17 protein-coding genes and 1 riboswitch are annotated in these 26852 nt (G+C 57.2%); of the genes, 9 read left to right on the top strand and 8 right to left on the bottom strand.

Translation table 11 applies throughout. The features are described 5' to 3' along the window. Positions 1–14: 14 nt before the first annotated feature. Genes U5A05_RS11480 through U5A05_RS11465 form a run of 4 tightly spaced genes read right to left on the bottom strand, consistent with a single transcriptional unit; the run spans position 15 to position 6100 of the window. Positions 15–1211: a hybrid sensor histidine kinase/response regulator gene (locus U5A05_RS11480; RefSeq protein WP_261742184.1), complete on the bottom strand. Its 1197-nt coding sequence runs from the start codon at positions 1209–1211 to the stop codon at positions 15–17. Next, the gene (locus U5A05_RS11475) at positions 1202–1810 is read right to left on the bottom strand and encodes a chemotaxis protein CheB (protein ID WP_321836427.1); all 609 of its coding nucleotides are present in this window, start codon (positions 1808–1810) and stop codon (positions 1202–1204) included. The genes U5A05_RS11480 and U5A05_RS11475 overlap by 10 nt, the downstream gene beginning before the upstream one ends. Next, positions 1807–2622: a CheR family methyltransferase gene (locus U5A05_RS11470; RefSeq protein ID WP_261742182.1), complete on the bottom strand. Its 816-nt coding sequence runs from the start codon at positions 2620–2622 to the stop codon at positions 1807–1809. The genes U5A05_RS11475 and U5A05_RS11470 overlap by 4 nt, the downstream gene beginning before the upstream one ends. Position 2623: 1 nt before the next feature. Then, entirely contained in the window at positions 2624–6100 is a 3477-nt protein-coding gene (locus U5A05_RS11465; protein ID WP_321836426.1) for a response regulator, read from the bottom strand. A 176-nt stretch (positions 6101–6276) separates the two neighbouring features. Between U5A05_RS11465 and U5A05_RS11460 the strand changes: the two genes are divergently transcribed. The 5 genes from U5A05_RS11460 to cobM all read left to right on the top strand — a co-directional run bounded on the left by U5A05_RS11460 (position 6277) and on the right by cobM (position 9203). Continuing rightward, on the top strand, positions 6277–6642 hold the full coding sequence (locus tag U5A05_RS11460; RefSeq protein WP_261742180.1) for a response regulator: 366 nt from the start codon (positions 6277–6279) through the stop codon (positions 6640–6642). Between the two features lie 100 nt (positions 6643–6742). After that, positions 6743–6954: riboswitch (cobalamin riboswitch) on the top strand. Positions 6955–7050: 96 nt separating this feature from the next. After that, the gene (locus tag U5A05_RS11455; RefSeq protein WP_019827274.1) at positions 7051–7239 is read left to right on the top strand and encodes a CbtB domain-containing protein; all 189 of its coding nucleotides are present in this window, start codon (positions 7051–7053) and stop codon (positions 7237–7239) included. A gap of 11 nt (positions 7240–7250) precedes the next feature. Next, the gene (locus tag U5A05_RS11450) at positions 7251–7952 is read left to right on the top strand and encodes a CbtA family protein (protein WP_321836425.1); all 702 of its coding nucleotides are present in this window, start codon (positions 7251–7253) and stop codon (positions 7950–7952) included. Further along, positions 7949–8374: a cobalamin biosynthesis protein gene (locus U5A05_RS11445; protein ID WP_321836424.1), complete on the top strand. Its 426-nt coding sequence runs from the start codon at positions 7949–7951 to the stop codon at positions 8372–8374. Before U5A05_RS11450 ends, U5A05_RS11445 begins: the two co-directional genes overlap by 4 nt. Positions 8375–8438: 64 nt before the next feature. Then, complete coding sequence (gene cobM, locus U5A05_RS11440) at positions 8439–9203, top strand: precorrin-4 C(11)-methyltransferase (RefSeq protein WP_261742177.1); 765 nt, start codon at positions 8439–8441, stop codon at positions 9201–9203. 237 nt (positions 9204–9440) lie between these two features. Here the strand turns inward: cobM and nfuA are convergent, their stop codons facing one another. Next, a complete protein-coding gene (gene nfuA / locus U5A05_RS11435; RefSeq protein WP_019827280.1) occupies positions 9441–10025 on the bottom strand; it encodes a Fe-S biogenesis protein NfuA in 585 nt (194 codons plus the stop codon). Between the two features lie 112 nt (positions 10026–10137). Next, positions 10138–12435, bottom strand: a complete 2298-nt coding sequence (locus tag U5A05_RS11430) for a fatty acid cis/trans isomerase (protein ID WP_321836423.1) — start codon at positions 12433–12435, stop codon at positions 10138–10140. Between the two features lie 154 nt (positions 12436–12589). Here U5A05_RS11430 and metH point away from each other — a divergent pair, with 154 nt between their 5' ends. After that, positions 12590–16300 (top strand): methionine synthase, encoded by a 3711-nt coding sequence (metH, locus tag U5A05_RS11425; protein ID WP_321836422.1) that lies wholly within the window; start codon positions 12590–12592, stop codon positions 16298–16300. A 46-nt stretch (positions 16301–16346) separates the two neighbouring features. On the opposite strand, the gene U5A05_RS11420 is transcribed toward metH, so the two are convergent. Further along, positions 16347–22766, bottom strand: coding sequence for an NEL-type E3 ubiquitin ligase domain-containing protein (locus tag U5A05_RS11420; protein WP_321836421.1), 6420 nt, complete (start codon positions 22764–22766; stop codon positions 16347–16349). A gap of 153 nt (positions 22767–22919) precedes the next feature. Here U5A05_RS11420 and U5A05_RS11415 point away from each other — a divergent pair, with 153 nt between their 5' ends. Beyond that, positions 22920–23135 (top strand): DUF2970 domain-containing protein, encoded by a 216-nt coding sequence (locus tag U5A05_RS11415; protein WP_261742173.1) that lies wholly within the window; start codon positions 22920–22922, stop codon positions 23133–23135. Here the strand turns inward: U5A05_RS11415 and U5A05_RS11410 are convergent. Then, positions 23132–24223: an ABC transporter substrate-binding protein gene (locus U5A05_RS11410; protein ID WP_261742172.1), complete on the bottom strand. Its 1092-nt coding sequence runs from the start codon at positions 24221–24223 to the stop codon at positions 23132–23134. The genes U5A05_RS11415 and U5A05_RS11410 overlap by 4 nt on opposite strands. Positions 24224–24705: 482 nt before the next feature. Here U5A05_RS11410 and U5A05_RS11405 point away from each other — a divergent pair, with 482 nt between their 5' ends. Then, positions 24706–26364, top strand: a complete 1659-nt coding sequence (locus tag U5A05_RS11405) for a nitrite/sulfite reductase (RefSeq protein ID WP_261742171.1) — start codon at positions 24706–24708, stop codon at positions 26362–26364. Next, positions 26348–26842, top strand: a complete 495-nt coding sequence (locus tag U5A05_RS11400; RefSeq protein ID WP_321836420.1) for a DUF934 domain-containing protein — start codon at positions 26348–26350, stop codon at positions 26840–26842. Before U5A05_RS11405 ends, U5A05_RS11400 begins: the two co-directional genes overlap by 17 nt. Positions 26843–26852: the final 10 nt, after the last annotated feature.

Below are 26852 nucleotides of genomic sequence, written 5' to 3'. Positions count from 1 at the left end.
AGGTTGCATCGAGTTTATGTCTTTTGTACCAGCGGCAGGCAAACCCTGAACAAGGCACCCTCGCCCAATGCACTCTGTACGCTGATTGTACCGCTGTGGGCGGCGACTATCTGCTCCGAAATAAACAGGCCCAAACCCAGCCCCGCGATGACATGGCTGGATGAAACCCGTTCAAACTGCTGAAAAACCCGCTGCTGGTTTTCTTCGCTGATGCCAATGCCTTGGTCGCGCACGTCGACCACCGCCTGGCCACTTTCGATATAAACAGACACATCAATGGGCTTTTTTGCGCCATAGCGCAAGGCGTTGGTCAGCAGGTTGGAAATCACCTGCTCGATTCTGAACTCATCCCACTGCCCCACCACTGGCTGCTCTGCCGTGAAGTTGACACTCGACTGCGCCGCGCTGATCTGCGCCGAGAAGCTTTCCAGTAGCTGCGCGACGGTTTGGGCCAAATCGAACTGGCCAGGGCGGATAGACAGCTTGCCGGTGCGGATCCGCGATACGTCGAGCATGTCTTCGATCAGGCGGATCAGGCTCTGGATCTGGCGCTCATCACGCTCGACCATGGCCTGCATCTTGTCCATGGTGAACGCCGCCGCGTTATCGCGGGCCAGGTGCATCTTGCGCAGTTGCGTTTCCAGGATCAGGCCGTTCAGCGGGGTGCGCACCTCATGGGAGACGATCGACATAAAGTCATCGCGCATGCGTACCGCATGTTCCAGTTCAACCTGGGTCAATTGCAACTGTGCCAGCAAAGTTTCCTGCTCGCGACGGCTCTGTTCCAAGGCTTCGACCTGCTGCTTCATGGCCTTGCTCTGGCGATACAGCTCGACAAATACATTGACCTTGCTTTTGACCGCATGGATATCCAGCGGTTTGTGCAAAAAGTCGACCGCGCCGCTTTCGTAGCCCTTGAAGGCATAGTTCATTTCGCGCCCGGCGGCGCTGACAAACACGATCGGGATGTTTTTGGTCTTGGCCGTGCCACGCATCAGCTCGGCCAGTTCAAAACCGTTCATGCCGGGCATTTGCACATCAAGAATGGCCATTGCGAATTCATGCTGCAGCAGCAACGACAACGCCTCATCCGCAGACAGGGCCTTGTATACGATGCGGTCCTCGCGCTTGATCAGCGCTTCGAGCGCCAGCAGGTTTTCCGGCAGATCATCGACGATCAGCAGTTTGGCTTGAATATCACTTAGTAGCATGCGTTATGTTCCAGCTCGACGAGCAGACGGCCAATGCCGCGCAAGGGAAGAATGCAGTCCGGTTGGCACAGATCCAGTGCCGCTCGCGGCATGGTCGAAACCTGAGCTTCGTCAGGGTCCTGGATGATCGTCAAACCACCCAATTCCTTGACCAGGCTCATTCCCCGCGCACCATCCTGGTTGGCGCCCGTCAGTAATACCGCAGCCAAACGCTGTTGATACACGTCGGCTGCGGATTCAAAAAGGTAATCAATGGCAGGTCGTGAGTAATGCACGCGCTCCTCCTGACTCAAGGAAAAACTGTGATCATGCTCGATCGACAGGTGATACCCAGGGGCTGCAAAGTACAAGGTGCCCGGCTCGATTGGCTGTTTGTCCTGAGCCTCCCTGACCGGTACTGGCAAGCGCCGGGCAAACACCTCGGCCACTTGGCTGCGACGCTCGTCAGGCAAATGCAGGACCACAATGATCGGCAGGCGATAACCGGGTTTGAGGTCGGCGAAAATCGTCAGCAAGGCTTCGACGCCGCCCGCAGAAGCCCCGATCACCACCGCTTCGACAGGTCCCTGGTTAGCCCAGCAGCTGTTTTGGACAGTCATAGCTTGCGATAGATCCGTTCTTGTTTGAGCACGGATGTGAATTGCTTGCTGTAGTCCGAAAAATCCAGGGTTTCCTTGCTGCCAAGCATCAGGAAGCCGCGATGGCAGAGCGATTCCTCGAACAGCCCAAAGGCTCTGTTTTGAAGATTTTTATTGAAATAAATCAATACGTTACGGCATGAAATTAAATTGGTTTCTGAGAACACACTATCGGTCGCCAGGCTGTGATCAGCGAACGTCACGTTCTCGCGCAGCGTCTTGTCAAAAATCGCGTAGTCATAGGCGGCGGTGTAGTAATCGGCAAACGAGCGCTGACCACCGGCCTTTTGGTAGTTGTGGGTATAAGCTCGAATGTTCTCCAGGGAAAAAATCCCCTGCTTGGCTTTTTCCAGGGACCGCGGATTGATATCGGTTGCGTAGATAATGGTACGGTCCAGCAGGCCTTCCTCACGCAGCAGGATGGCCATCGAGTACACCTCCTCGCCGGTGCTGCAACCCGCAATCCAGATTTTCAGCGACGGGTAGGTCTTGAGGATCGGCACCACCTCCTGGCGAATTGCCAGGAAATGCTCCGGGTCGCGAAACATCTCGCTCACGGGAATGGTCAGGAACTGCAGCAACTGCATAAAGGCCGTAGGGTCATGCAGGATGCGCTCCTGCAGGGCCGAAATGGTGTTGCAGTCGAACTGACGCAATGCGTGATTGACCCGACGCTTGATCGAAGCGCCGGAGTAATCGCGAAAGTCATAACTGTATTTGAGATAGATCGCTTCGATCAGCAGCCTTAACTCAATATCGGTGTTTCGATGCACTTTAGAGTCGTTCCATTTTCGGGAGCCAGACCCGGATCAAGGAAAACAGCCGGTCCAGGTCAATCGGTTTGGCCAGGTAATCATTCGAGCCCGCTTGCAGGCAGCGTTCCTGATCGTCCTTCATCGCCTTGGCCGTGACCGCAATGATCGGCAGCTTGCGCCAGCGTGGATTCTTGCGAATTTCAACGGTGGCTTCGTAGCCGTCCATCTCCGGCATCATTACGTCCATCAACACCAGGTCGATGTCTTCAATTTCGTTCAAGCGCTCGATGGCTTCGCGGCCATTGCGGCCAATGACCACAATGGCGCCTTTTTGCTCCAGCGCACTGGTCAGGGCAAAGATATTTCGTACATCGTCATCCACCAGCAAAATCTTGCGCCCCTCAAAGACCTTGTCGCGGCTGCGAGCGGTCTTGAGCATCGTTTGCCGCTCATGGGACAACTGAGATTCAACTTTGTGCAGAAATAATGTCACTTCATCCAGCAAGCGCTCCGGCGAGCGGGCACCCTTGATGATGATGGAGCGCGAATACTTGCGCAGCTCGGCCTCTTCATCGCGGGTCAGGTTGCGCCCGGTGTACACGATCACCGGCGGGAACGAGCAGATATCCTCGGTCGACATGCGCTTGAGCAAATCGTTGCCCAGCATGTCCGGCAACTTGAGGTCGATAATCATGCAGTCGTAAATATTGCTGCGCAGCAGGTCGAGTGCCTCTTGGGCGAAGCCAACTGCGGTGATTTGAATATCATCGTCGCCGATCAGGCGGGCAATACTATCGCGCTGCAGGTCATCGTCTTCAACCAGCAACACGCGCTTGACCTTCTGCGTGAGCTTGGCCTCCAGACGGGCGAATACATTTTTCAGTTCCTCGCGACTGGTGGGTTTAACCGCATAGCCCACGGCGCCCATGTGCATCGCCGCCTCGACTCGATCTTCGACGGAAATCACGTGAACCGGGATGTGCCGGGTAGGTGCCAGCGCCTTAAGGCGCTGCAACACAGTCAGCCCGGAGTGATCCGGCAGGCGCATATCGAGCAGGATTGCGTCAGGAATAAACTCTGCGGCCAGGCTGAAGCCTTCGTCCGCGCCATGGGCAACCAGGCAGCGATAGCCCAGCTCATGCGCAAGATCGAAGAGGATGTGCGCAAAATTAGGCTCGTCTTCGATCACCAAAATACAGCGCGTGGAAAACGGAGCCTGTTCCCGGTCATCCATAAAACGTGGGATGTCGAGCGGTGCAACCACCGCTGGCAGCGGTTGGGGCTTGGCGGCCACCAGCGCAACCCGTGGCGCAGCGGCAATCGGCAGTTGGGCAGGTTCTTGCCCGTGCTCTACATACTGTTCAGGCAGGATCAGGGTAAAGATGCTGCCCTGCCCCGGTTTACTGCTGACATTGATCGAGCCACCGAGCAGGGTCGCCAGATCCCTGGAGATCGACAAGCCCAGTCCAGTGCCCCCATAACGGCGGTTGGTGGTGCCATCGGCCTGACGGAAGGCTTCGAAGATGCTGTCCTGTTGCTCCGGGGCAATACCGATCCCGGAATCACTGACCGCAAACGCAATGCCAACACCCGGCTGACGCGATACGGCCAGGCTGACCCGACCTTTTTCAGTGAACTTGATCGCATTGGACAGCAGGTTTTTAAGAATCTGCTCCAGGCGCTGGCTGTCGGTGTAGATCATCGACGGAGTGCCAGACTGCAACTGGACTTCAAAGGCCAGCGACTTTTCACCCGCCAGTGGCTGGAACATGCCGCGCAAACCTTCGACCACTCGCGCCACGCTGGTGTTCTCGGGGCGTACTTCGAGCTTGCCGGCTTCGACCTTGGAGATATCCAGAATGTCGTTGATCAGGTTAAGCAGGTCATTGCCCGCCGAATAGATCGACTCGGCAAACTTGACCTGCTCTGCGCTGAGGTTCTGTTGCGGGTTTTCCGACAGCAGTTTGGCCAAAATCAGTGAGCTGTTCAGCGGCGTACGCAACTCGTGGGACATATTGGCCAGGAATTCGGACTTGTACTTGCTGGAGCGCTGCAACTCTTCGGCGCGCTCTTCAAGCTGTACTTGCACCTGATTAAGCTGACTGTTCTTGCGGTCCATCGCGTCGCGCTGGCCTGCCAGTTCTTCGTTGGTCTGCTCAAGCTCGGCCTGCTGGGTTTCGAGGCTGGTTTGCGACTCTTTAAGTATGCGCGACTGCTCTTCGAGCTCTTCGTTAGCGGTTTTGAGTTCTTCCTGCTGCACTTGCAGTTGCTCATTGAGCTGCTGAGTCTCGGCCAGCACCTCTTGCAGACGCTGACGATAGCGCGCGGCCTCAATCGACATGCCAATGTTGTCGGCAATCAGTTCGAACAGCTCGATATCCCGATCGGTCAGAGGCCTGAGAAAGCCCAGTTCGATGACGCCATTGACCCGATCATCATCGCTGGTGGGTACTACCAGCACGCTGCGCGGACTGCCTTCGCCCAACCCTGAGCTGACTTTTAAGCAGTAGTCGGCGGGCACGTCGTCCAGGCGAATCAGCTGATCCTGCTGTGCGGCCTGCCCAACAATGCCTTCGTCATTGTGGATCAGTTGATCCTGCGCTTCTTGCTCGCGAGAAAAACCATAACTGGCCACACGCTTGAGGCCACCGTGATCTTCACGTACATACACCGCAGCGACCACTGACCCCAGGTACTGGGCGCAGAACTGCAGAATATTACGGCCCAGCATATTGAGGGTCAGACGGCCCAGCACCTGTTCGGCCAGTTCAGTTTGCCCGTTACGCAGCCATGCCTGCTGCTCGAGACGCTGCGCAGTCTTGATTTGTGACTCGAAGGCATTGTTGTAACTACTTGAAAGTTCGATTAAATCACGACGCCCGATATAGGCCAGAAAGCCGCTCAAACCCAATACAAAAAACAGATAAAGACCAACACTGATGATTGTCGTGCGACTGACATCTTCACTGCGGGTGACCCGCAGTTGCTGCTCCATTTGGATGAAGTCGTCGTATTCCTTGCGAATGACATCGCTCAGGCGCTTACCTAGACCGGCCTGTACCGCCGAGCGGTAGTCACCGTCCTGACGGCGCATATCGACCATCGATTGCGCATAGGTATTCCACTCCTCTTGCAGCGCTTCCAGGCGCTTGAGGCGGTCGACCTGTTGCGGGTTATCGCTGACCAATTCCTGCAAACTCTTCAATTGCACATTGATCTGCGGTTTGGCCACGGCATAGGGGTCGAGAAAATGTTCATCGCCGGTGATCAGAAAGCCGCGCATGCCGGTCTCCAAATCGACCGTCAGGCGCACGGCTTCGTTGGCATTACTGATAACCCGGTCACTGTGTTCAACCCACCTGATCACTGACAACAAATAGCTGACCATAACCACAAACAGTGCGGCACTAAGCACACCGACGGCTAAGGGCAAGCCAACGTTGCGACTCAAGAGCTTACGAAAGCTGCGCTCATCAATTGATGCGGGTGAGTTCATTCTTCAGGCCCGTGTACTGTCATAAAAAACTGGAGTTTGCCGGATTACCGAGCAATAGTTCTATTTTCTTACCTTTAAGAGCACTTTTACGCACAAACAAACACACTCAAATGCGGGTGAAGGCTATTCTTGCTGCCTGTGAGACCCGCGCTTAAATTTTTATCGAGATCATGATTATGTCCGCTACACCCTCCACCATCCTTGTGGTCGAAGACGACGCCATTGTTAGGATGCTCATCGTAGACGTGCTGCAAGAACTGGAGTTCAGTGTGCTTGAAGCCGATGGCAGCGAGCGCGCCATGGAACTGCTGGCAGACCAGGCCCAGCACATCGACTTGCTGATGACCGATGTCGGATTGCCGGGCATGGACGGCCGGGCGCTGGCAGACAAAGCCCGCGAGTTGCGCCAACGGCTGCCCATCCTGTTTGCCAGCGGCTACGCCGAAACCCTTGAGATTGCAGAAGGCATGGCGGTGATTGGCAAGCCCTTCTCGATTGATCAATTGCGCGACAAGGTCAAAAGCATGCTGGCAACTGCATGAATTCATAACTGTGGGAGCGAGCCTGCTCGCGAAGCGCTTGAGGCCTTCGCGAGCAGGCTCGCTCCCACAGGACTTGTGCATACCCACATCCCTGTGGTTTCCTACACATCTTGTATCAGGTGCCCTTCACAGGGTGAAACGGGAAACCGGTGCGTCAGGCGTTTTGCTCTGACAAGTCCGGCGCTGCCCCCGCAACGGTAAGCGAGAGAAACATCAGATCCACTGTGCTCGATGCATGGGAAGGAGATGTTTGCAGGCTCAACAGTTGAGCCCCTCGCAAGCCCGGAGACCGGCCTGGTTAATATGAATAACAAACCCGCGGTGGGCGGGCGCTGTTAAACCCTGCGAGCTTCGTTCGCGGGGTTTTCTTGCGCTTTGCTGCCCGTCGTCCGACCAGAGGCAAGCGCCATGTCTATCAGCACCAGCCGTACCCATTCCGCCGCTACTACCGCTACCCAAAGCCAACGCATTGTGGCCGCTGTCGGCGCTGCCGTGCTGGGCGCTTTTCTCGTGTACTTTGCCGGGTTCTCGCATATCGATGCGGTCCACAACGCGGCCCATGACACCCGTCACAGCTCCGCCTTCCCGTGCCATTGAGAGTGCCTGCCATGATTAAGCGTATCGCTCAAACCGCAGGCTTCACCGGTCTGCTGGCCGCTCTACTGCTGACTTTGCTGCAAAGTTTTTGGGTCGCCCCGTTGATTCTGCAAGCGGAAACCTACGAGAAACCGGCCGCCACCGAAGCACACGAGCATGCAGATATGGCCATGCCTGCCCACGAACATGATGCCGAGGCCTGGGAGCCGGAGGACGGCTGGCAGCGCGTGCTGTCCAACACTGGCGGCAATCTGGTAGTTGCTGTTGGTTTCGCCCTGATGCTGGCGGGCCTGTACACCTTGCGCGCGCCAACTCGCACATCCCAGGGTTTGCTCTGGGGCCTTGCCGGTTATGCGGTGTTCTGTCTGGCGCCAACCTTGGGCTTGCCGCCCGAGTTGCCGGGCACCGCCGCGGCTGATCTGCTGCAAAGGCAAATCTGGTGGGTCAGCACTGCAGCCTCAACCGCCGTCGCAATCGCACTGCTGGTATTCGGTAAGCACTGGGCACTGAAAGTGCTGGGCGTAGCCATTCTGGTGGTTCCCCATCTCTTTGGCGCACCGCAGCCACTGGTGCACTCCAGCCTGGCGCCCGCAGAGCTGGAGTCGCAGTTCAAAATTGCCTCGCAACTGACCAACTTTGCCTTTTGGCTGGCTCTGGGTGTAATCAGCGCCTGGCTGTTCCGCCGCAAGTCTGCTGGTCAGTACTCGGCGTGACAGTACACAGCACCGCGCCAATCCTGGTGATTGGCCTGGGCTGTCGTCAGGGTTGCAGTACACAAGAACTGTTGACGCTGATCGAACAGTCACTGGGCCGGGCCGGGATCGCACTGAGCGCAGTCAGCGCCTTGGCCAGTATCGATCGCAAACGCCTGGAACCTGGTTTGCTGCAACTGGCCGCGCAACTCAACCTCGGTTTCGAGGTGTTCAGCGCGCAACAACTTGCACCGTACGCGCCAGAACTGAGCCATCGCTCGTCCCTTGCGTTCGAACAAACCGGATGTTTCGGCATTGCCGAAAGTGCCGCACTGGCCCTGGCCGAACAACTCGGCGGTGCAGCGGCAAGCCTTCTGATAACACGACAAAAATCGCCGGGGGCAACCTTTGCGTTGGCCTCTATCGAGCAAAACCCGCGATAATCCCCCGCCTCACTATGAGCGTTGTTCAAGAACAGCTCTATCACGACCCTTTCAAGAGACTGCCATGACTGTTTATTTCATCGGCGCCGGGCCCGGCGATCCAGAGCTGATTACCGTCAAAGGCCAGCGCCTGATTCGCAGCTGCCCGGTGATCATTTACGCAGGCTCACTGGTCCCCGAAGCGGTGTTGCAAGGCCATCAGGCCGAGCAGGTGATCAACAGCGCCGAGCTGCACCTTGAGCAAATCATCACGCTGATCAAGGCGGCCGACGCCAAAGGCCAGGATGTGGCCCGCGTCCACTCCGGCGATCCGAGCCTGTACGGGGCGATTGGCGAACAGATCCGCTGCTTGCGCGAGCTCAATATCGCCTTTGAAATCATTCCTGGGGTGACGGCCACTGCGGCTTGCGCAGCCATTTTGGGTGCAGAATTGACCCTGCCCGATATTTCACAAACCGTGATTCTGACCCGTTATGCGGAAAAAACCGTGATGCCTGCGGGCGAAGAACTGGCCAGTCTGGCGCAGCACAAAGCAACCATGGCCATTCACCTGGGGGTCAAGAACCTTGAAAATATTGTGGCCGAGCTGACACCGCATTACGGCAGTGATTGTCCGATTGCGGTGATCCACCGTGCTAGCTGGCCGGATCAGGACTGGGTGCAAGGCACGCTTGCGGACATTACAGCCAAGGTCCAGGCCAAGGGTTTTCGGCGCACGGCGCTGATTCTGGTGGGCCGGGTACTGGCCAGTGACAGCTTTGCTGACTCGTCGCTGTACCGGGCCGGGCATGCGCATTTGTATCGCCCCCAAACCGGTGAATACCCGTAGCAGCTGACGAGCTCCGCGAGGCTGCGTTCGGCTGCGCAGCAGTCGTAAAACCTGAGAAATTGACTGTTCAGATACACCGCGATTATTGGGTTTGCGAAGGCTACGTCCTCGAACGCAGCCTCGCGGAGCTCGTCAGCTGCTACGGGTTTCGCCGACAACAACACACAAAAATACAGGCATAAAAAAACGGTGCTCACGGGGCACCGTTTTTTCTTCAGCTTCGCAGCGAACGCCCTGTTAGTAGTAGGCGTTTTCTTTCTGCGAGTGGTCGGTCACGTCACGTACGCCTTTGAGTTCCGGCACACGCTCAAGCAGGGTGCGCTCGATGCCTTCACGCAAGGTCACGTCTGCCTGGCCGCAGCCCTGGCAACCGCCACCAAACTTGAGCACCGCAATACCGTCTTCTACCACTTCAATCAGGCTGACCTGACCACCGTGGCTGGCCAAACCGGGATTGATCTCGGTTTGCAGGTAGTAGTTGATGCGCTCGTTGATCGGGCTATCGGCGTTAACCATCGGCACTTTGGCGTTTGGCGCCTTGATGGTCAGTTGGCCACCCATGCGATCGGTGGCGTAGTCCACCACGGCATCGTCCAGGAACGGTTCGCTGAACGAATCGATCCAGGCCGTGAAGCTTTTCAGGCCGATGGCGGTATCTTCAGATTTAACTTCAGCCGGCTTGCAGTAAGCAATGCAGGTTTCGGCGTACTGGGTACCAGGTTGGGTGATAAAGACGCGGATGCCGATGCCCGGGGTGTTCTGCTTGGACAGCAGATCAGCCAGGTAATCGTGGGCAGCGTCGGTAATCGTTATGGCGCTCATGGAATCTCCTCGCAGACATGGGACAGAGTTTACGCCAATCGGCGCCCCTGACAAAGTCCTAGTGTTTTTGTCAGGAAAGCTACGCCCCATTCGTTCGAATACAACCGGACCTTTACAGGTTTTCGTAGCGGTTCATGTCCAACACGCCCGCTTCGACCGGATCGGTTTCATTGATGTACTGACCAATATCGTGGAAGTACTGCCAAAATTGCGGATGGCTGCGCCGAATCCCCCAGCGCTCGACGATGGTGTCGAAAGTCTCCTGGTCCTTGCATTGCTCCATGGCCTCAACAAAGGCCTCGACCTGACCCGGCGGGATATTGAACATAAAGTTCGGGTAACTGCTGAGCACGCCAGGGTAAATGGTCAGGGTGTCCAGCCCCGGCACCAGGCGGTATTCCTCGCCCATCATAAAGGCAACGTTGGTATGCGCGCGATTGCGCAGCATGCTGTACATCTCGCGTTTGCCGTCGGCACCTTCGATGCGTAGCATGGTGGCTTCCGGCAATTGATTGATGACTGCCAGCCCGGCCGCGGGGCGCGAGGTCAAGCGGCTAAGGGATTGCTCAGCGTATTTGAACTCTTGCGGGATATCGGGCCGCGAACAGTACGCTCCAGTACAGCGATTGATCGGATCTGGCCGCGCATTCAGGGTTCCAGTGCGCTCAATCAACTTGAGCGCGAAGTCACGCTTGGGGTCCGCCGGTTCGAGCTGCATGCCGGTCGGGGTGGAAGTATCGATTTTTTGATAGTCCATCCACATTTTCAGCTTGCCGCTGTTCTGATACCAGTCGCTCAGGATGGTAGAGCGTGAATAGGCTGGCATCAGGCGCAGGAAGTTGACCTCGGCACCGTTGCGGATCAAGTCGAAGTACAAGCGCGTCTGCGCCTGATGCGAGACGTTGCCGAACACATCGAAGTTGACCGCCAATTGGTAATAGGTGCGTTCCAGCAACGGGTAGTCAAACAGCCACAGGGTTTGCGGGATCTCGCCGATCAGCCCCTTGCTGACACTGGCGCTGTCGAAGTGACGGAATACCGTCAGCAAGGCGTTGTCGTTGCCCGCCCACAGGGTCGACCAACTTGGCGGCGGCATGTCGGCATAGGCCTCCTGGCGCAGCTTTTCATAGTCGTTGCGCTTGTCGCGGTAGTTATGCCACAGCGAAATGACGCTACCAACGTCGTCGATCTGGCCAGGCATTGCCAGCAACGGCGTGGCTTCGCCACGATAGGCAGCATCGGTCACGTAGCGGTCATGGGCCGGCTCCTGGAACACAGTCCAGAAATTGTCGCGAATGACATCGGTCGCAATTTGCCCACGGCATACCGGACCACGGATAAAGGTACGCACGAAATACTCGGCGTTATCGAGCATAAACTGATATCGCGCAACCGCCGGAATCGCCTCAAAGGTTTCAAACGGATTGGCTCGCCCGCGCGGCCCGTAGCCTGGCAGGCTGGTGGCATGCCAGTCGCCGCTGTAGAACAGCTGTTTGACCCGAGCCAACTTGCTGGCCCCCATCGGGTAGGTGATGTGGGTTTTATGCACGATCACGCCCTGCACCGGCATCAGCCGGTAGTAAAAAGCCGTGCCAGGGTCGTCGTTCGGACGGCGGGTCGCGATCAGATCAATGGGCTGCCCGCTTGGTGTGCGCGAGCGCACCCACTGGAAGAAATGCCCCGGCACACCGTTGTCGAAATAGGCATGGGCCAGGAACAGATGCTCGTACAACCATCGCCCGACAAGGGCTTCGGTCGAACCCGAGCGATTGAGCAGCTCTTCCCACTCGCTAATCTGTACCGACTCAGCGGCAGTGGGTTGGATCGCGTGCTGATCAACTTTGGCACCCTGGGCCAGCCAGGTTTGCACCGTGGTGTATTGCTTGTCTGTCAGCCCGGTTACGGCCAGTGGCATGCCCTCTTTGGGATGGTTTTGAGCGTAAGCGTTGAACTCACCCGGTGCCGGGCAGACATTCTCGCGATTGAGGCCAAGGACGATTTCTGCAGGCAATTTGGCATTGGGGGTCAGCGGCGTACGGTGGCCCAACTCAAGCATGCGAGCCATCAAGGCAGCTTGGGCGCCCTGAGCATCAAGCACCGAGTAAAAGCCTTTGTTACGCCACTCACTTGGGCCGCTGGCATCATAAAAAATCCGCGTCGGCGCCACGGCATCAACACGATCCCCTTTGTACACCGGCACCTTGCTGGCACCCCGGGTCGCGCCCTCCGCGCTCCCCAGGTTCAATTGACAGGCTGCGTCGTTACAGGCGTGGCAGGCAACGCATTTTTCAGTGAGGATCGGCTGTATATCCCTGGTGTAGGAAATAGCCGGGCTTACCAACGGGGCCTGTGCCATCGCTGTACTGCACACCACCAGCGTCACGGCGCTGGTGAGTAGGCGAAAAAACATGTGCCATTGTCCTGATATCAAAAATATGTCGCGATTCTACCCGTCGAGCACCTGCAGCAACATGAATGAAATTCATGTAAATTCCAGAGCACTCAAATCCCACGCAGGTTTGTTATGATTTCGCATCTTTTGCATGGCTCTAACAGGTAGTCCTATGTCTGACCGCAGCGCTCGTCTCCAAGCACTTCAGCAAGCCCTCAAAGAGCGCATTCTGATTCTCGATGGCGGCATGGGTACTATGATCCAAAGCTACCGCCTAGAGGAACACGACTATCGTGGCACACGCTTCGCCGACTGGCCGAGCGACGTCAAAGGCAACAATGACCTTTTGATCCTCAGCCGTCCCGATGTGATCGGGGCCATTGAGAAGGCGTATCTGGATGCCGGTGCCGATATTCTCGAAACCAACACCTTCAACGCCACCCAGGTTTCACAGGCCGACTACGGCATGCAGGCGCTGGCCTACGAGTTAAACGTAGAAGGCGCACGCCTTGCCCGCAAGGTTGCCGACGCCAAGACTCTCGAAACCCCGAACAAACCACGTTTTGTCGCGGGCGTGCTCGGCCCTACCAGCCGTACCTGTTCCCTGTCGCCGGACGTAAACAACCCCGGCTACCGCAACGTCACCTTCGATGAGTTGGTAGAAAACTACACCGAGGCCACCAAAGGCCTGATCGAAGGCGGTTCCGATCTGATCCTGATCGAGACCATTTTCGACACCCTCAACGCCAAGGCCGCGATCTTTGCCGTCCAAGGGGTGTTTGAAGAGCTGGGCATCGAGTTGCCGATCATGATTTCCGGCACCATCACCGATGCCTCCGGCCGTACCCTGTCAGGCCAGACCACCGAAGCGTTCTGGAACTCGGTGAGCCACGCCAAGCCGATTTCGGTGGGTTTGAACTGCGCCCTGGGCGCCAGCGAGTTGCGCCCCTACCTCGAAGAGTTGTCGAACAAGGCCAGCACCTACATCTCGGCTCACCCCAACGCCGGTCTGCCCAACGAATTCGGCGAGTACGATGAGCTGCCGTCCGAAACCGCCAAGGTGATTGAAGAATTCGCCCAAAGCGGTTTCCTGAATATTGTCGGTGGCTGCTGCGGCACCACGCCGGGGCATATCCAGGCCATCGCCAACGCCGTGGCCGGTTACGCGCCGCGTCAGATCCCGGATATCCCAAAGGCCTGCCGCCTCTCGGGCCTTGAGCCGTTCACCATCGATCGCAGCTCGTTGTTCGTCAACGTCGGCGAACGTACCAACATCACAGGTTCTGCCCGCTTCGCCCGCCTGATCCGGGAAGACAACTACACCGAAGCCCTGGAAGTCGCGCTGCAACAGGTTGAGGCCGGTGCGCAGATCATCGACATCAACATGGACGAGGGCATGCTGGACTCGAAGAAGGCGATGGTCACCTTCCTCAATCTGATCGCTGGCGAGCCGGATATCTCCCGCGTACCGATCATGATCGACTCCTCCAAGTGGGAAGTGATTGAAGCGGGCCTCAAGTGCATCCAGGGCAAGGGCATCGTCAACTCGATCAGCATGAAAGAAGGCGTCGAGCAGTTCATCCATCACGCCAAACTGTGCAAGCGCTATGGCGCCGCCGTGGTGGTAATGGCCTTCGACGAAGCCGGCCAGGCCGACACCGAAGCGCGCAAGAAGGAAATCTGCAAGCGCTCCTACGACATTCTGGTCAATGATGTGGGCTTCCCGCCGGAAGACATCATCTTCGACCCGAACATCTTTGCCGTGGCCACCGGTATTGAAGAGCACAACAACTATGCTGTGGACTTCATCAACGCCTGCGCCTATATCCGCGACGAGCTGCCATATGCACTGACCTCGGGCGGCGTGTCCAACGTGTCGTTCTCGTTCCGCGGCAACAACCCGGTGCGTGAAGCGATCCACTCAGTGTTTTTGCTGTATGCAATCCGCAACGGCCTGACCATGGGTATCGTCAACGCAGGCCAGTTGGAAATCTACGACCAGATCCCCGCCGAGCTGCGCGATGCCGTGGAAGACGTGGTGCTTAACCGCACCCCGGACGGCACCGACAACTTGCTGGCGATAGCAGACAAGTACAAGGGCGACGGCAGCGTCAAGGAAGCAGAAACCGAAGAGTGGCGCGGCTGGGACGTCAACAAGCGTCTGGAGCACGCACTGGTCAAGGGCATCACCACCCATATCGTCGAAGACACCGAAGAGTCGCGCCAATCCTTCAAGCGCCCCATCGAAGTGATCGAAGGCCCGCTGATGTCGGGCATGAACATCGTCGGCGACCTGTTTGGCGCGGGCAAAATGTTCCTGCCTCAGGTGGTGAAATCCGCCCGAGTGATGAAACAGGCCGTGGCCCACCTGATCCCGTTTATCGAGCTGGAAAAAGGCGATAAACCCGAGGCCAAGGGCAAGATCCTGATGGCCACGGTAAAAGGCGATGTCCACGATATCGGCAAGAACATCGTCGGCGTGGTGCTGGGCTGTAACGGCTACGACATCGTGGACCTGGGGGTGATGGTGCCTGCGGAGAAAATCCTGCAGGTGGCCAAGGAGCAGAAGTGCGACATCATCGGCCTTTCGGGGCTGATCACACCGTCACTGGATGAAATGGTCCACGTCGCCCGCGAGATGCAGCGCCAGAACTTCTATCTGCCGCTGATGATCGGCGGCGCGACCACTTCCAAGGCGCACACCGCGGTCAAGATCGAACCCAAGTATCAAAACGATGCAGTGATCTACGTGACTGACGCCTCACGCGCCGTGGGCGTGGCCACGCAGTTGCTGTCCAAGGAACTGAAACCGGCTTTCGTCGAAAAAACCCGTCTCGAGTACATCGAAGTCCGCGAGCGCACCGCCAACCGCAGCGCGCGCACCGAACGCCTGAGCTACGCGGCCTCCATCGCCAAGAAGCCGCAGTTCGACTGGGCTAACTATCAGCCGGTCAAACCAACCTTTACCGGCGCCAAGGTGCTGGACAATATCGATCTCAAGGTACTGGCCAAATATATCGACTGGACGCCGTTCTTTATTTCCTGGGACCTGGCGGGCAAATTCCCGCGCATCTTGACTGACGAAGTGGTCGGCGAAGCGGCGACTGCACTGTATGCCGATGCCCAGGAAATGCTGAATAAACTGATCGACGAAAAGCTGATCAGCGCCCGTGCCGTGTTCGGCTTCTGGCCGGCCAATCAGGTCAACGACGATGATCTGGAACTGTACGGTGATGATGGCCAGCCTTTGGCCAAACTGCATCACTTGCGCCAGCAAATCATCAAGACCGACGGCAAGCCGAACTTCTCGCTGGCCGACTTTGTCGCGCCAAAAGACAGCGGCGTAACCGACTACGTAGGTGGTTTTATCACCACCGCCGGGATCGGCGCTGAAGAAGTGGCCAAGGCCTACCAGGACGCAGGCGATGATTACAACTCGATCATGGTCAAGGCCCTGGCCGACCGCCTGGCCGAAGCCTGTGCCGAATGGCTGCACCAGCAAGTGCGAACTAACTACTGGGGCTACGCCAAGGACGAACAGTTGGCCAATGAGGATCTGATCAAGGAGCAATACAGCGGCATCCGCCCTGCTCCCGGCTACCCGGCCTGCCCGGATCACACCGAAAAAGGCACCTTGTTCGCCTTGCTGGACCCAGAAGCCGAAGAAATGCGCGCAGGCAAAAGCGGCGTGTTCCTTACCGAACACTACGCCATGTTCCCTGCGGCAGCGGTCAGCGGCTGGTACTTCGCCCACCCGCAAGCGCAATACTTTGCCGTGGGCAAGGTCGACAAGGATCAGATCGACAGTTACACCGCGCGCAAAGGCCAGGACTTGGCCGTAACCGAGCGCTGGCTGGCGCCAAACCTTGGGTATGACAACTAAGGGCTGATGCACCTGCAGGAGCCATCACGGCTCCTGCAGGCTTTTGTCAGATGTGCTCTATCTCTGTTCGCTCACGCTGTGTCAGGCGCAAGAGTAGCTCCCGCTCTGCGCTGCTGTTCTTTTTACCCAGCGCTTCGACCTCAACACTGTAAGCCGTACCAAAATCCGGATGACGATCTTCCAGCGCTTCAGCCTGCTCCTGGCGAAGCTGCTCAAGTTCCGTGAACTCTTGCGGGTATTTGCGCTTCAGGTAATCCACCCAATATTCCCGCGCCAGCAGTTGCTCCATAAATGCGGGGGTGTTTTCGGCAGCCAACACGTCGACGTATGCCGCCTCAAGCTCCTGGCTACTGACTTTGGCTGCGTTTCTGTAGAGCATGTCCTTCGGCTGCCTGGGAAGCTCAAGGCGCTTGGCCAGATCGACGCGATAAGCCATACGAATTTCCGCAGGGTCGATTTTCGGCCGCTGGTTAATCGCCGCCTGGGCGATTTCTTCCACTTGCCCCAGACGGAACAGCCCTCTGGACAGTTTGAGCAGAGCGGCCCCCTCCTCACCCGCAACCACTGATTTGAGCACAGTGAACTCATACACTTTCACTTCGATATTACTGAACAACAGGATTCTGCCGTCGCCGCAGGTGTACTGGGAGCGTGCGCGGGCAAATACATCTCTGCATAACTCTGGATCCGAGTCTATAGCCCGCAGAACGTCCCACACCCGTTTTGTCAGATCGGTCTTGTCCTGAATAAAGTCGCGGGAGTTCTTCAGTTCACTGAGCAGATGGAAAAGCGCTTCGCTATCTTCCTGAGCCTGCAGGCCAGCCCAGATCCCGTGCTTGGGTGAGTCATGGGCAACACCTTCAAACCATCGGGCCTTTTGCTGCGCCACGGGCTCCGAGACCAAGTGGTCGTAATCCTCATCGGAATCATTGATGGTGCTGTCTGATTCGTCGCTTTCCTGCAGCGCACTGTCAACTTCCTCTCGGGTAAAGCCAAGGTTATTACCCGAAAAGTCCATATAGTCGCGCAGTGTTCTGTACCCCGAGTACGACAGCAGGTTATCGGACAGATCGGTGCCTGCCATCAGCGTATCGTTGTTGCCTGCAAACAGCTGCGTGGGAATGTCTTCGATTTGATTGTTGCTCAGGTTCAGGGTTCTGAGGTTGGGCGTGTCGAGTACTCGGGTGGGCCATCGCGCCAGATTGTTACCGCTCAGATCGAGGGTTTGCAGCTGTGCCAGCCCGCTCAAGTCAAAACTCTCAAGGCGGTTATGGCTCAGGTCGAGCCACTCCAGATGCGCCAGCGGCTGCAATTGACGATGCAACTGTTCGCTGTCTTCCAGGCTGTTAAATCCGGCCTCAAGCCGGGTGAGGTTGCCCAGTGAACCGACAGCCTCGGGCAGACTGGTCAGCGCATTGTTATTGAGTCGCAAGGTTTGCAACTCCGGAAAATCGGCGATGAAGACATCCGAACCTTGAGCTGTAAGCCTGACACCACTTAAATTCAGCGTCATTACATGTTCCAGCTGGACAGGTAGCTGCGGCATATCCCCCAGGCACAGATCCGAAAAATCCAGCGTCTGGCTGCTCTGTGCATGCCGGGTGCCCAGCGTTTGACCCCAGGCCTGCATGATCCGGTCAGCCGCACGTCTGCGATCGAGGGCACTGACCCACCGCCCGCCTTCTCTGTAGCCAGGCGTGTCAATCCAGCCATTGAGTTTCTGGACCAGAGCGCCATGTTGTTGGCCCCACTCGGCAAGCTGGAGTTCAATCTCGCTCAACCCCATGCCAGTGGCCTGCAGATCATCGATACAGGCAATCGCATCTCTTAGCGTCAGCTCAGGGTTCAACCTCTGGAGTATGGCCGCCGGGGTCAATTGCGACGCACCTTGCGCAAGTTCCGGCAGGTAGGCCAGCAACAGTTCCGGGCTATCTGATATCGACCGGGGGAAATACTCGGGCGTGCCTCCGGTTTTGCCTTGCTCCAGCAAGTGCACGCCGATCCCTCCCGCACTGTCACGTCCTGCCCGTTGAGCATAGGCAAGCAGCTCTGCACAGCTGGCAGGCGCCAACTGGCAACCGTTCAGGCGAATGCCCGGCATCAGCAACTCATGGCCAGTCAATACCGCCTGCGGGACGTGAGTGATGGCACTGCGACTCAAATTCAGCTGTCGCAACAACCCCAGTTCCAACACACCGGTGGGCCACTCCCGGATACCCGTGTCACTGAGGTTGAGCGCCTGCAATTTGGGCAGGGATCGCACGTCCAGGGACATAACGCGATTACGCTCAAGATTCAATTTGCAAAGCTCGCTCAACCGATTCAAACACCCCTGTATCGGGGGGCTGACCGTCAACTCGTTATAGGACAGATTGAGCTCCGTGAGCCGCCTCATGTCACTCAGTGCTGCTGGCAATGAAGTCATGCCGTTGCGGCTCAGGTCCAGGGTCTGAACATTGGTGAACGCGGCCAAAAACCGATCAACTTCATTCAGAGGAACGCTTAAGTTGCTCATATCCAAATGCTCTACATGAGCAAAGGCACTCGCAGGCAACTGCGGCAAATCGCCCACCACACCGGCTGATACTTCCAGCACTCCGGAGTTTGAGTTTCTCCGCCAAGCAGCCCCCGCTGCTTGGTCCTCCATCCCCAGCCGAGCAGCAATATTGAGCCTCCAGCAGTTTTGAATCCTGTCAGCCGTGTGCCTGCGAAAAAACATGTCGAGGGCCATCGGCCTCTGGTTTAACCAGGTGTCCAAAGCGTCCACAAGTGCCCGATGCTCTTCATGCAGCCTATTGAGCTGGCTGAACAGTTCAGCAAACCCCTGTTCCTTGAGGGCGGACTGGGCCAGCACCATCTCGAAAAACAGCTGATCCTGATCCGTAAATCGTCTCAGGCAACCCTGGCAGTACTGCGCCAGCCACTGTTGCAAATCCCTAAAGTGGGCCGGCTCGGCACGCAGGTATTGATAGGCTTTCATTACTGTTTGCGGGTCTATATTTGACCAGTCCAGACGCAGCCCCTTCCATAACTGCAAATGCTCGGCAAACAGCTCATCAGGCAGTGTCTGGATTGATGTTCCATACAGGTCAAGGGTCTGGAGATGCTCAAGCGCGAATACCCCGGTTGGCCACTGCGCCAGTTGCCCGGTTACTCGCAATACCTGCAACTGTGGCCAGGCACTCACATCCAGAGCATCCACAAACCCGTTCAACGCCAAATGGTCAATTTGCCCCAAGGCGTAAAGCCTCTCGATAAACGCCTGGGTGAACCCCGGGTAGCCTGCCTCCAGCGACAGTTCCTTGAGGCTTGGTAGTTCAGCCAGGGCGGCGGCTACCGGGCTCATGTGACCCTGGATATCACTCAACTCCAATCGTTGCACACCGGGGAAACGCTTCACAAAACCGGCACCCGGTTCACTCAACATCAGGTCTACGTCGAGCTTTATTGCCCTGACATGAGAGAAGTCGGCGTCCAGAGCAGGGAAATCACTCACCGACCCGAAATCAAGGTACGCAGAGGGCTGCGGATTGCGCAGCAAGCCTGTTCGCCAACAGGCAATCACCCTGTCTGCCACCGGCTGACGTTCCCAGTCGTTGCCCGTACGCATCCAGCGCTCCAGCGTGGCGCGCAAACCCTCCAGTTCGCGCTGCTGATTGGCCAGAAAGTGAAACAGGTGCTGAGCCGTCTCGCCCCCACTCTGCCGGTCGTACAGATAGCGGCTGGCCGCCTCGTCAGTCATGTTCGGGTAGATGGCGCGCATTCTGGAGAGTAGCGAAGGGGCGACCTCCGTCGCCTCTCCACGTCCCGACAAGGGATAGCCGATTTGCCCATTGAGCCGTTGCAGACCAGGCCTGGAGCGCGGCAGGCGGATCTTCAGGGCGCGCGCCATCTCGAGACGATGGGTGGTTGCATAGCTTCCCAGTGTGTCTTGGCTGACCCCAGGTATCTTCAGGCAATACTCTGCCAGACGCTCGCTGTCGACCGACGCCAGACCCGGCAGATACAAACCGGCCAAAGCCCGATTCAGACGGCTTTGCTGCGCAGCGGCACGCGCCAGGTCATCGAGGGCACCCGACATCCGCCCCAGCGTGCGAAGCTGTGCCAGATCGCTTTGACTGGCCTGGGCAAGTACCTCCCCCGCCGTGCGCTCCGACAACATGGGAAACCTGCGACACAACCTTTCAACGTCCGGTTTTTCCCGGTCGCCAGTGTCAGTCAGGCGCCTGAACAGGTTTTTTTCTCGGGTACGCAATTCATCGTAGTAATGTTGGTTAAGCGATGGTTTGTGCTCAATCAGTTGCCGTTCAACCCAAAACTGCTCAAGGGTATCCAGCAAAAGCGCAGACGGTGGCAGCCCATCAACATGCATCTTGCGCAATGCGTCGTCCGTGACACCGCTGACGTCGCCAATCCGGGCCAGGGTTGCGTCATCAAACCCTTGAGTCACATGCCCCAGCCGCCGCAGCAAGGTCGGGCGATCCCATTGCAAGGGCTGCTCATGGCTGTGACGCCAGGCACCGGCATTGTTGTGCTGGAGCACCGGCTGATAAGCCTCGCTGTCCGTCGGGTGCAAGACCTTCCATACGTTCAGTACCTGGTCATGGGCCTGCTTATAAACCTGTTGATCCACCTGAACATAGAGCCTCCCTTGGACCTCATATTGTCCCAGCGCATTGGGCTTGAGCTGAGAAATCAACGAGCCATCACATTGATACGGGATCAGGTCCGGCTTCCATAAACGGGTTTGGCCATCGCGCAATGTAATCGAGACCAGTTGATCGCCCCAGCGGGACACCGCGCCTGGCGGAATTTTACTGATGCCATGGCCGATACCACCCACCACACCGGCTACTGCCAGGTTTATCGCCACACTCTCAAAATTTGACCAGGCCCCTTCTGTATCGCCGACGCTCCATGACTCGATGCCGTGATACACCTGCAGGCTCATTTGCAGCGCCATAACCGCCATCATCACCTCCCCTGCACCGGGGATAAAAAACGCGGCAACATTCACCACGTCCAATCCCAGGCCCAGGTAGTAATCCAGGCGCTGCTGCAACAACTGGCGGTCGGCATCGGCGGTTGGCACAGCGAGCAACCGGGCATTGGCCTTGATACGTTGCAGATGCAAGCTGTACAGCTCGCTGAACAAGTCGGCGGGCGCGGCCTCGATGTAACGCTGGTTTAGTTTGAGGTCCACTTCATCAACATAAACCGGCGCTTGCCCCGTGCCGGGGTCGGGCTTGGTTTTATACAACTGGTCGTTCAGGCGCGCCAAAAAGGTCCCGGCGGCCCCTTGCGGCACCAGGCTTGCGAACAACTGTTGATAGGGCGCGGTGCGCAAGTTCAGCCCCAGCTCGTACTGGAATGCTTCGAGCGAAGGGTATTCCTTGAGCGGATACCGCGGTGCCCCAGGGATATAAACCACCAGAGGTTCCATATCAGGCTTTTTCATTACTGGCAGCTCAAAGCCCAGCCGTGTATCCGCCCACTCTGTTACCGGTAGCGTTGAACGATACGGGCCGATGAGCAAGACCTCGCCCAAGGTAAAGCCATACAACTGGAGTTGACTTAAAACCACGGGTTTTCCATACAACATCGGGGCCGCAGCACTGGCCAGCACTGACTGCAACATGGCGTAGGTTTGCCGGGATATATCCTTTTTCAACAGCGCGATGTTCATCCGTACGCTTAGCAACTCCTTCTGCGCCCGAACCATCTGGTAGCTCACCACAGGCGCTGTGTCGGGTGCCTCGAACACGGCATGAAGATGATCCTGATACTGCTGCCCCAGATCCAGCGCACGGCAGATATCCGAGAAAACCTGGGGCGTCATATCGAGTTCTTCTCGGTAACTGAAGCCCGACACAGGCTTGAGACTTTCCCGGGCTTGCTCAATTGCCCCAACGGCATAACCCGAACCATGCACCAGCGCATCGGCCATTTGCGAGTAGATACCCGTTGAACTTACGGGAGTCCATTTGTCGATATCCAAAGCACCCTCGGGCGCCAAGGCGCTGACCTGCCCATTGACCACCAGAGAAAACTCTTCATTGCCTTCAAAGTTCTGCAACGCTGCTTGGAGCAGGCTTTGATGCTGCACGGGTTGTTCACGGCGCAGGTAATAAAGACGGTTCTGGTTAACGTCAATTTCGACACCTGTCGTACTGTGGCTGTGCAACGCCTCCTTAAGCCTGGGCTCGGCAAACTGGGTGATGCCCTGGAGGTCTTTCAGGGTTCCAGCCAATTCGTCATTGGCCCGACGACTACGTTCCTGGCTAGCAGCCAACGCCCGGCGCAACCATGACGGCGGCGTGTGATCCCCGGCATCCGCGTGCACAAACAGCCCCTGTTTGAGCCGCTTTATATCGGCAACTCTGCTGTGCTTGATCCAGCCGGGGACTTTGCCTTTGATAAATGCCGCATGCGGCCCAAGGCCTGCGGATACTCGCCATGTGGTCATTGAGCCTCTCCTGATGCTCGATTAAGAAGCCCCAGTACAACGAAAGGGTTGGCGGCTATGGCGGTATGTATATGTCGGCCCTGCCTTCAAACAGTGGCCATCTTGACTATCCTGTGATGTGAGCAGTCTCGCTTGACGATGCACGAGGACCTCATGGACGATCCAGACAACAAGCCCCCGACCTTCTGGCAAGTGCTGCACAGCGTGATGGCCGCCGCTTTCGGGGTGCAAAGCGCAAAGAACCGCTCCCGCGATTTCAGCCACGGCAAGCCCAGTCAGTTTCTGCTGATGGGCTTGCTGTTTACGCTGATTTTCGCGCTGAGCCTGTTCGGGATCGTCAAGTTGATCCTGTATCTGGCGGGGGTCTAGGGTGCTTGCAGCACCGTATTGAGGCTGAAGGGATAGTGCCAGGACGCGGGCTTACCCTGGGCTGAAAGGCGCGCAAAAGGCACCTGCCAGGTTTCGCTACGAACCTGTACCAGCAAGTGTTGCGCCTGCTGGCGATCAATCAGTTGCAACAGCGGCACTTTGCGGTTCCTGCCACCGAATTGGCTAATATCGATGCCCTTGGCATCATCGCCGATCAGCACCATGGCCCAACCGCCCAAGGTAAAGTGCCCGCCGACCAACGCACTCAAACGCCCGTCGATGCGAGCCTCAAGCGCCGGAATTGAACTGTTGACCGCGCTGAACAGTACATCTCGCCCCACCACCTTGCCTGCCTCTTGCGCAGCCTGCATGGCGCCAAACGCCATCTCGTCATTGGCCGACCAGATCAGTGCCGTTGCGGGGTAGCGCTTGAGCAACAGGGTTGCTTGATCATAGGCGCGGTTCTTGTTCCATTCACCGTAGACCCGTTGCCGCAAACGAACTTCAGGATGCTCGGCCAGTGCTCTGTACAGGCCCTTCTCCCGCAGTTGCGCGGCTGGAGTATTTTTTGGCCCCGAGAACGCCAGCAAATCCACCGATTGGCCCGCACTGACCGGGCCGTGCTGGCGAATTATTTCGCTGAGCATCAGGTAACCCGCCTCCTCGTCGTTGGCCACCATGCTGCCAATCCAGTATGGATCACGCTCCAGTTCAGGGCCCACAAGACTCAATTGCTCAGGGGTCAGGGCGTTGTTGACCATAAACAGCTTTACACCACTGTCCTTGGCCATGCGCAAGATTTGCGGAGCGATGTACTCCTCGTTGACGAATACCAGATAGTCGGGGCGAACTTCGCCCTTCAAGGCTTCACGCGCCTGCGCGACGGCCGTTGGTGCCGATCGGTCGGCATAGCGGATTTGAAGCTGCAGGTGTAGATTTTTGGCGGCAGCCTGCATGAACTGCGAATAGCTGACCCAAAAGGTTTCATCGGCATGGCCAGGGTTAAGAAACAACACCGTAGCCCCGTGCGCCACAGCCGAGAAAGGCAGGCACACGACAAGCGCGCACTGACAGAGAAATTTGAGCATGGACTGCTGCCCCAAGGAATTGACCTGCATTATTGCAGGCACAATACCATCAGGCACGCAGCCGATTACCGTATACCGAGCATCGCCGGATTTATCAAAAGACCGGCAAAGCGTCAGACGTTAAAGGTTATTGGTGACTGACCCAGAACACGGCAGTTGAAACCACCAGAACAATCAGAAAAAAGATGGCCCACGCATCGACCTTGCTGTCGTTTTTACGCACTTTGACTGGAGTACTCATCGCATCGCCTCTTTTCGGTTTTATGGGTGATTGCTTGAAGACTTCCGGACAGTTAAGCCCAGCAATGCCCTTCTCACAAGTAAGGGATTGAGAATCAACCTCTTATAGTCGTTTTGGTTCTTTGCATATGCTTAAACATCACTTTTGCGCATAACTACAAACTGGTATCGTGCCCCGCTCCGTGGGGAGTGCGCGGCCGTGCGCGCAGATAAGCTGTTAGCAGCCTGAGAACAGGACCTATATGTACGTATATGACGAGTACGATCAGCGGATCATCGAGGACCGCGTCAAGCAGTTCCGGGATCAGACCCGACGCTATCTGGCAGGTGAGCTGAGCGAAGAAGAGTTCCGCCCCCTGCGCCTGCAAAATGGCCTTTATGTTCAACGCTTTGCCCCAATGCTGCGGGTTGCCGTGCCTTATGGTCAGCTGACTTCGCGCCAAGCGCGAATGATGGCCAAAATCGCTCGCGACTATGACAAGGGCTATGCCCACATCAGCACCCGGCAGAACGTTCAATTCAACTGGCCTGCGCTGGAAGACATTCCGGACATCCTGGAAGAACTGGCCACCGTGCAAATGCACGCAATCCAGACCAGCGGCAACTGCCTGCGCAACGTCACCACCGACCAGTTTGCCGGTGTCGCTGCCGACGAGCTGATCGATTCGCGCCCTTGGTGCGAAATCGTGCGTCAGTGGACGACTTTCCACCCGGAATTCGCCTACCTGCCGCGCAAGTTCAAGATTGCTATCAACGGTTCGGCGTCTGACCGTGCCGCCATTGAAGTGCATGACATTGGCCTGGAGCCGGTGTTCAACGAAGCTGGCGAGCTGGGCTTCCGTGTGCTCGTGGGTGGCGGCCTGGGCCGTACTCCGGTGATCGGTGCCTTCATCAATGAGTTCTTGCCGTGGCAAGACCTGCTCAGCTACCTCGAAGCCATCCTGCGTGTGTACAACCGCTATGGCCGTCGTGACAACAAGTACAAGGCGCGGATCAAGATTCTGGTCAAGGCGCTGACGCCTGAAGTGTTCGCCGAGCGTGTTGAAGCCGAAATGGTTCACCTGCGCGGTGGTTCCAACACCCTGACCGAAGCCGAAGTCCAGCGTATCGCCAAGCACTTCGTGGACCCCGACTACAAAGACCTGCCCGACTTCGGCGCCGAACTGACCGAACTCGACAAGCAGCATCCGGGCTTCGCCCGTTGGCGCTCCCGTAACACCCTGGCCCACAAGAAGCCGGGCTATGTCGCCGTGACCCTGTCGCTCAAGCCGACTGGCGTTGCACCGGGCGATGTAACCGACAAACAGTGGGACGCCATTGCAGAAATGGCCGACCGCTACAGCTTCGGCCAACTGCGCACCTCCCATGAGCAAAACATCATCCTGGCCGATGTTGAAGAAAACCGGTTGTTTGCCATGTGGGGCGAGTTGCGCGAAAACGGTTTCGCCACGCCAAACATTGGTTTGCTGACCGATATGATCTGCTGCCCTGGCGGCGATTTCTGCTCGTTGGCCAACGCCAAATCGATCCCGATTGCAGAGTCAATCCAGCGCCGTTTTGACGACCTGGACTACCTGTTCGATATCGGCGAGCTGGACCTGAACATTTCCGGTTGCATGAACGCCTGCGGTCACCACCACGTCGGTCATATCGGGATTCTGGGAGTGGACAAGAAAGGCGCCGAGTTCTACCAGGTGTCTTTGGGTGGCAGCGCCAGCCGTGATGCCAGCCTGGGGAAAATCCTCGGCCCATCGTTCGCCCAGGACGCCATGCCGGATGTGATTGAAAAGCTGATCGACGTGTATGTTGAAAAACGTACCGAAGATGAGCGTTTCATCGACACCTACCAGCGTATCGGCATCGACCCTTTCAAGGAGCGCGTCTATGCAGCGAATAATTAAGAACAACCAAGTCATCGATGAAACCTGGCACTTGTTGCCCAAGGAAACCACCTTTGACGAAATCTCCAACTGCGACGACCTTATCGTCCCGTTGGTGATGTGGCGCGAACACGGCCACGCCCTCAAGGCTCGCGATGGCGGCCTGGGCGTGTGGCTGGACAGCGATGAAGAAGCGGAAGAAATTGGCGACGATGTGGCCAATTTTCAGGTCATTGCCCTGAATTTTCCGGCCTTCACCGATGGCCGCAGCTACTCCAATGCACGCCTGCTGCGTGACCGCTACGGTTACAAAGGCGAATTGCGTGCCATTGGCGATGTATTGCGCGACCAGCTGTTCTACCTGCACCGCTGCGGTTTTGACGCATTTGCCATTCGTGCCGACAAAGACCCATACGAAGCGCTGGAAGGCCTGAGAGATTTTTCAGTGACCTACCAGTCGTCTACCGATGAGCCGATGCCACTGTTCCGCCGACGCTGATCACCCCGCC

The organism is Pseudomonas kulmbachensis (assembly GCF_963681935.1).
In the GTDB taxonomy this organism is placed as follows: domain Bacteria; phylum Pseudomonadota; class Gammaproteobacteria; order Pseudomonadales; family Pseudomonadaceae; genus Aquipseudomonas; species Aquipseudomonas kulmbachensis.
The sequence above is the reverse complement of the archived record's forward strand: the minus strand, read 5'-3'. Positions and strand labels throughout refer to the sequence as shown.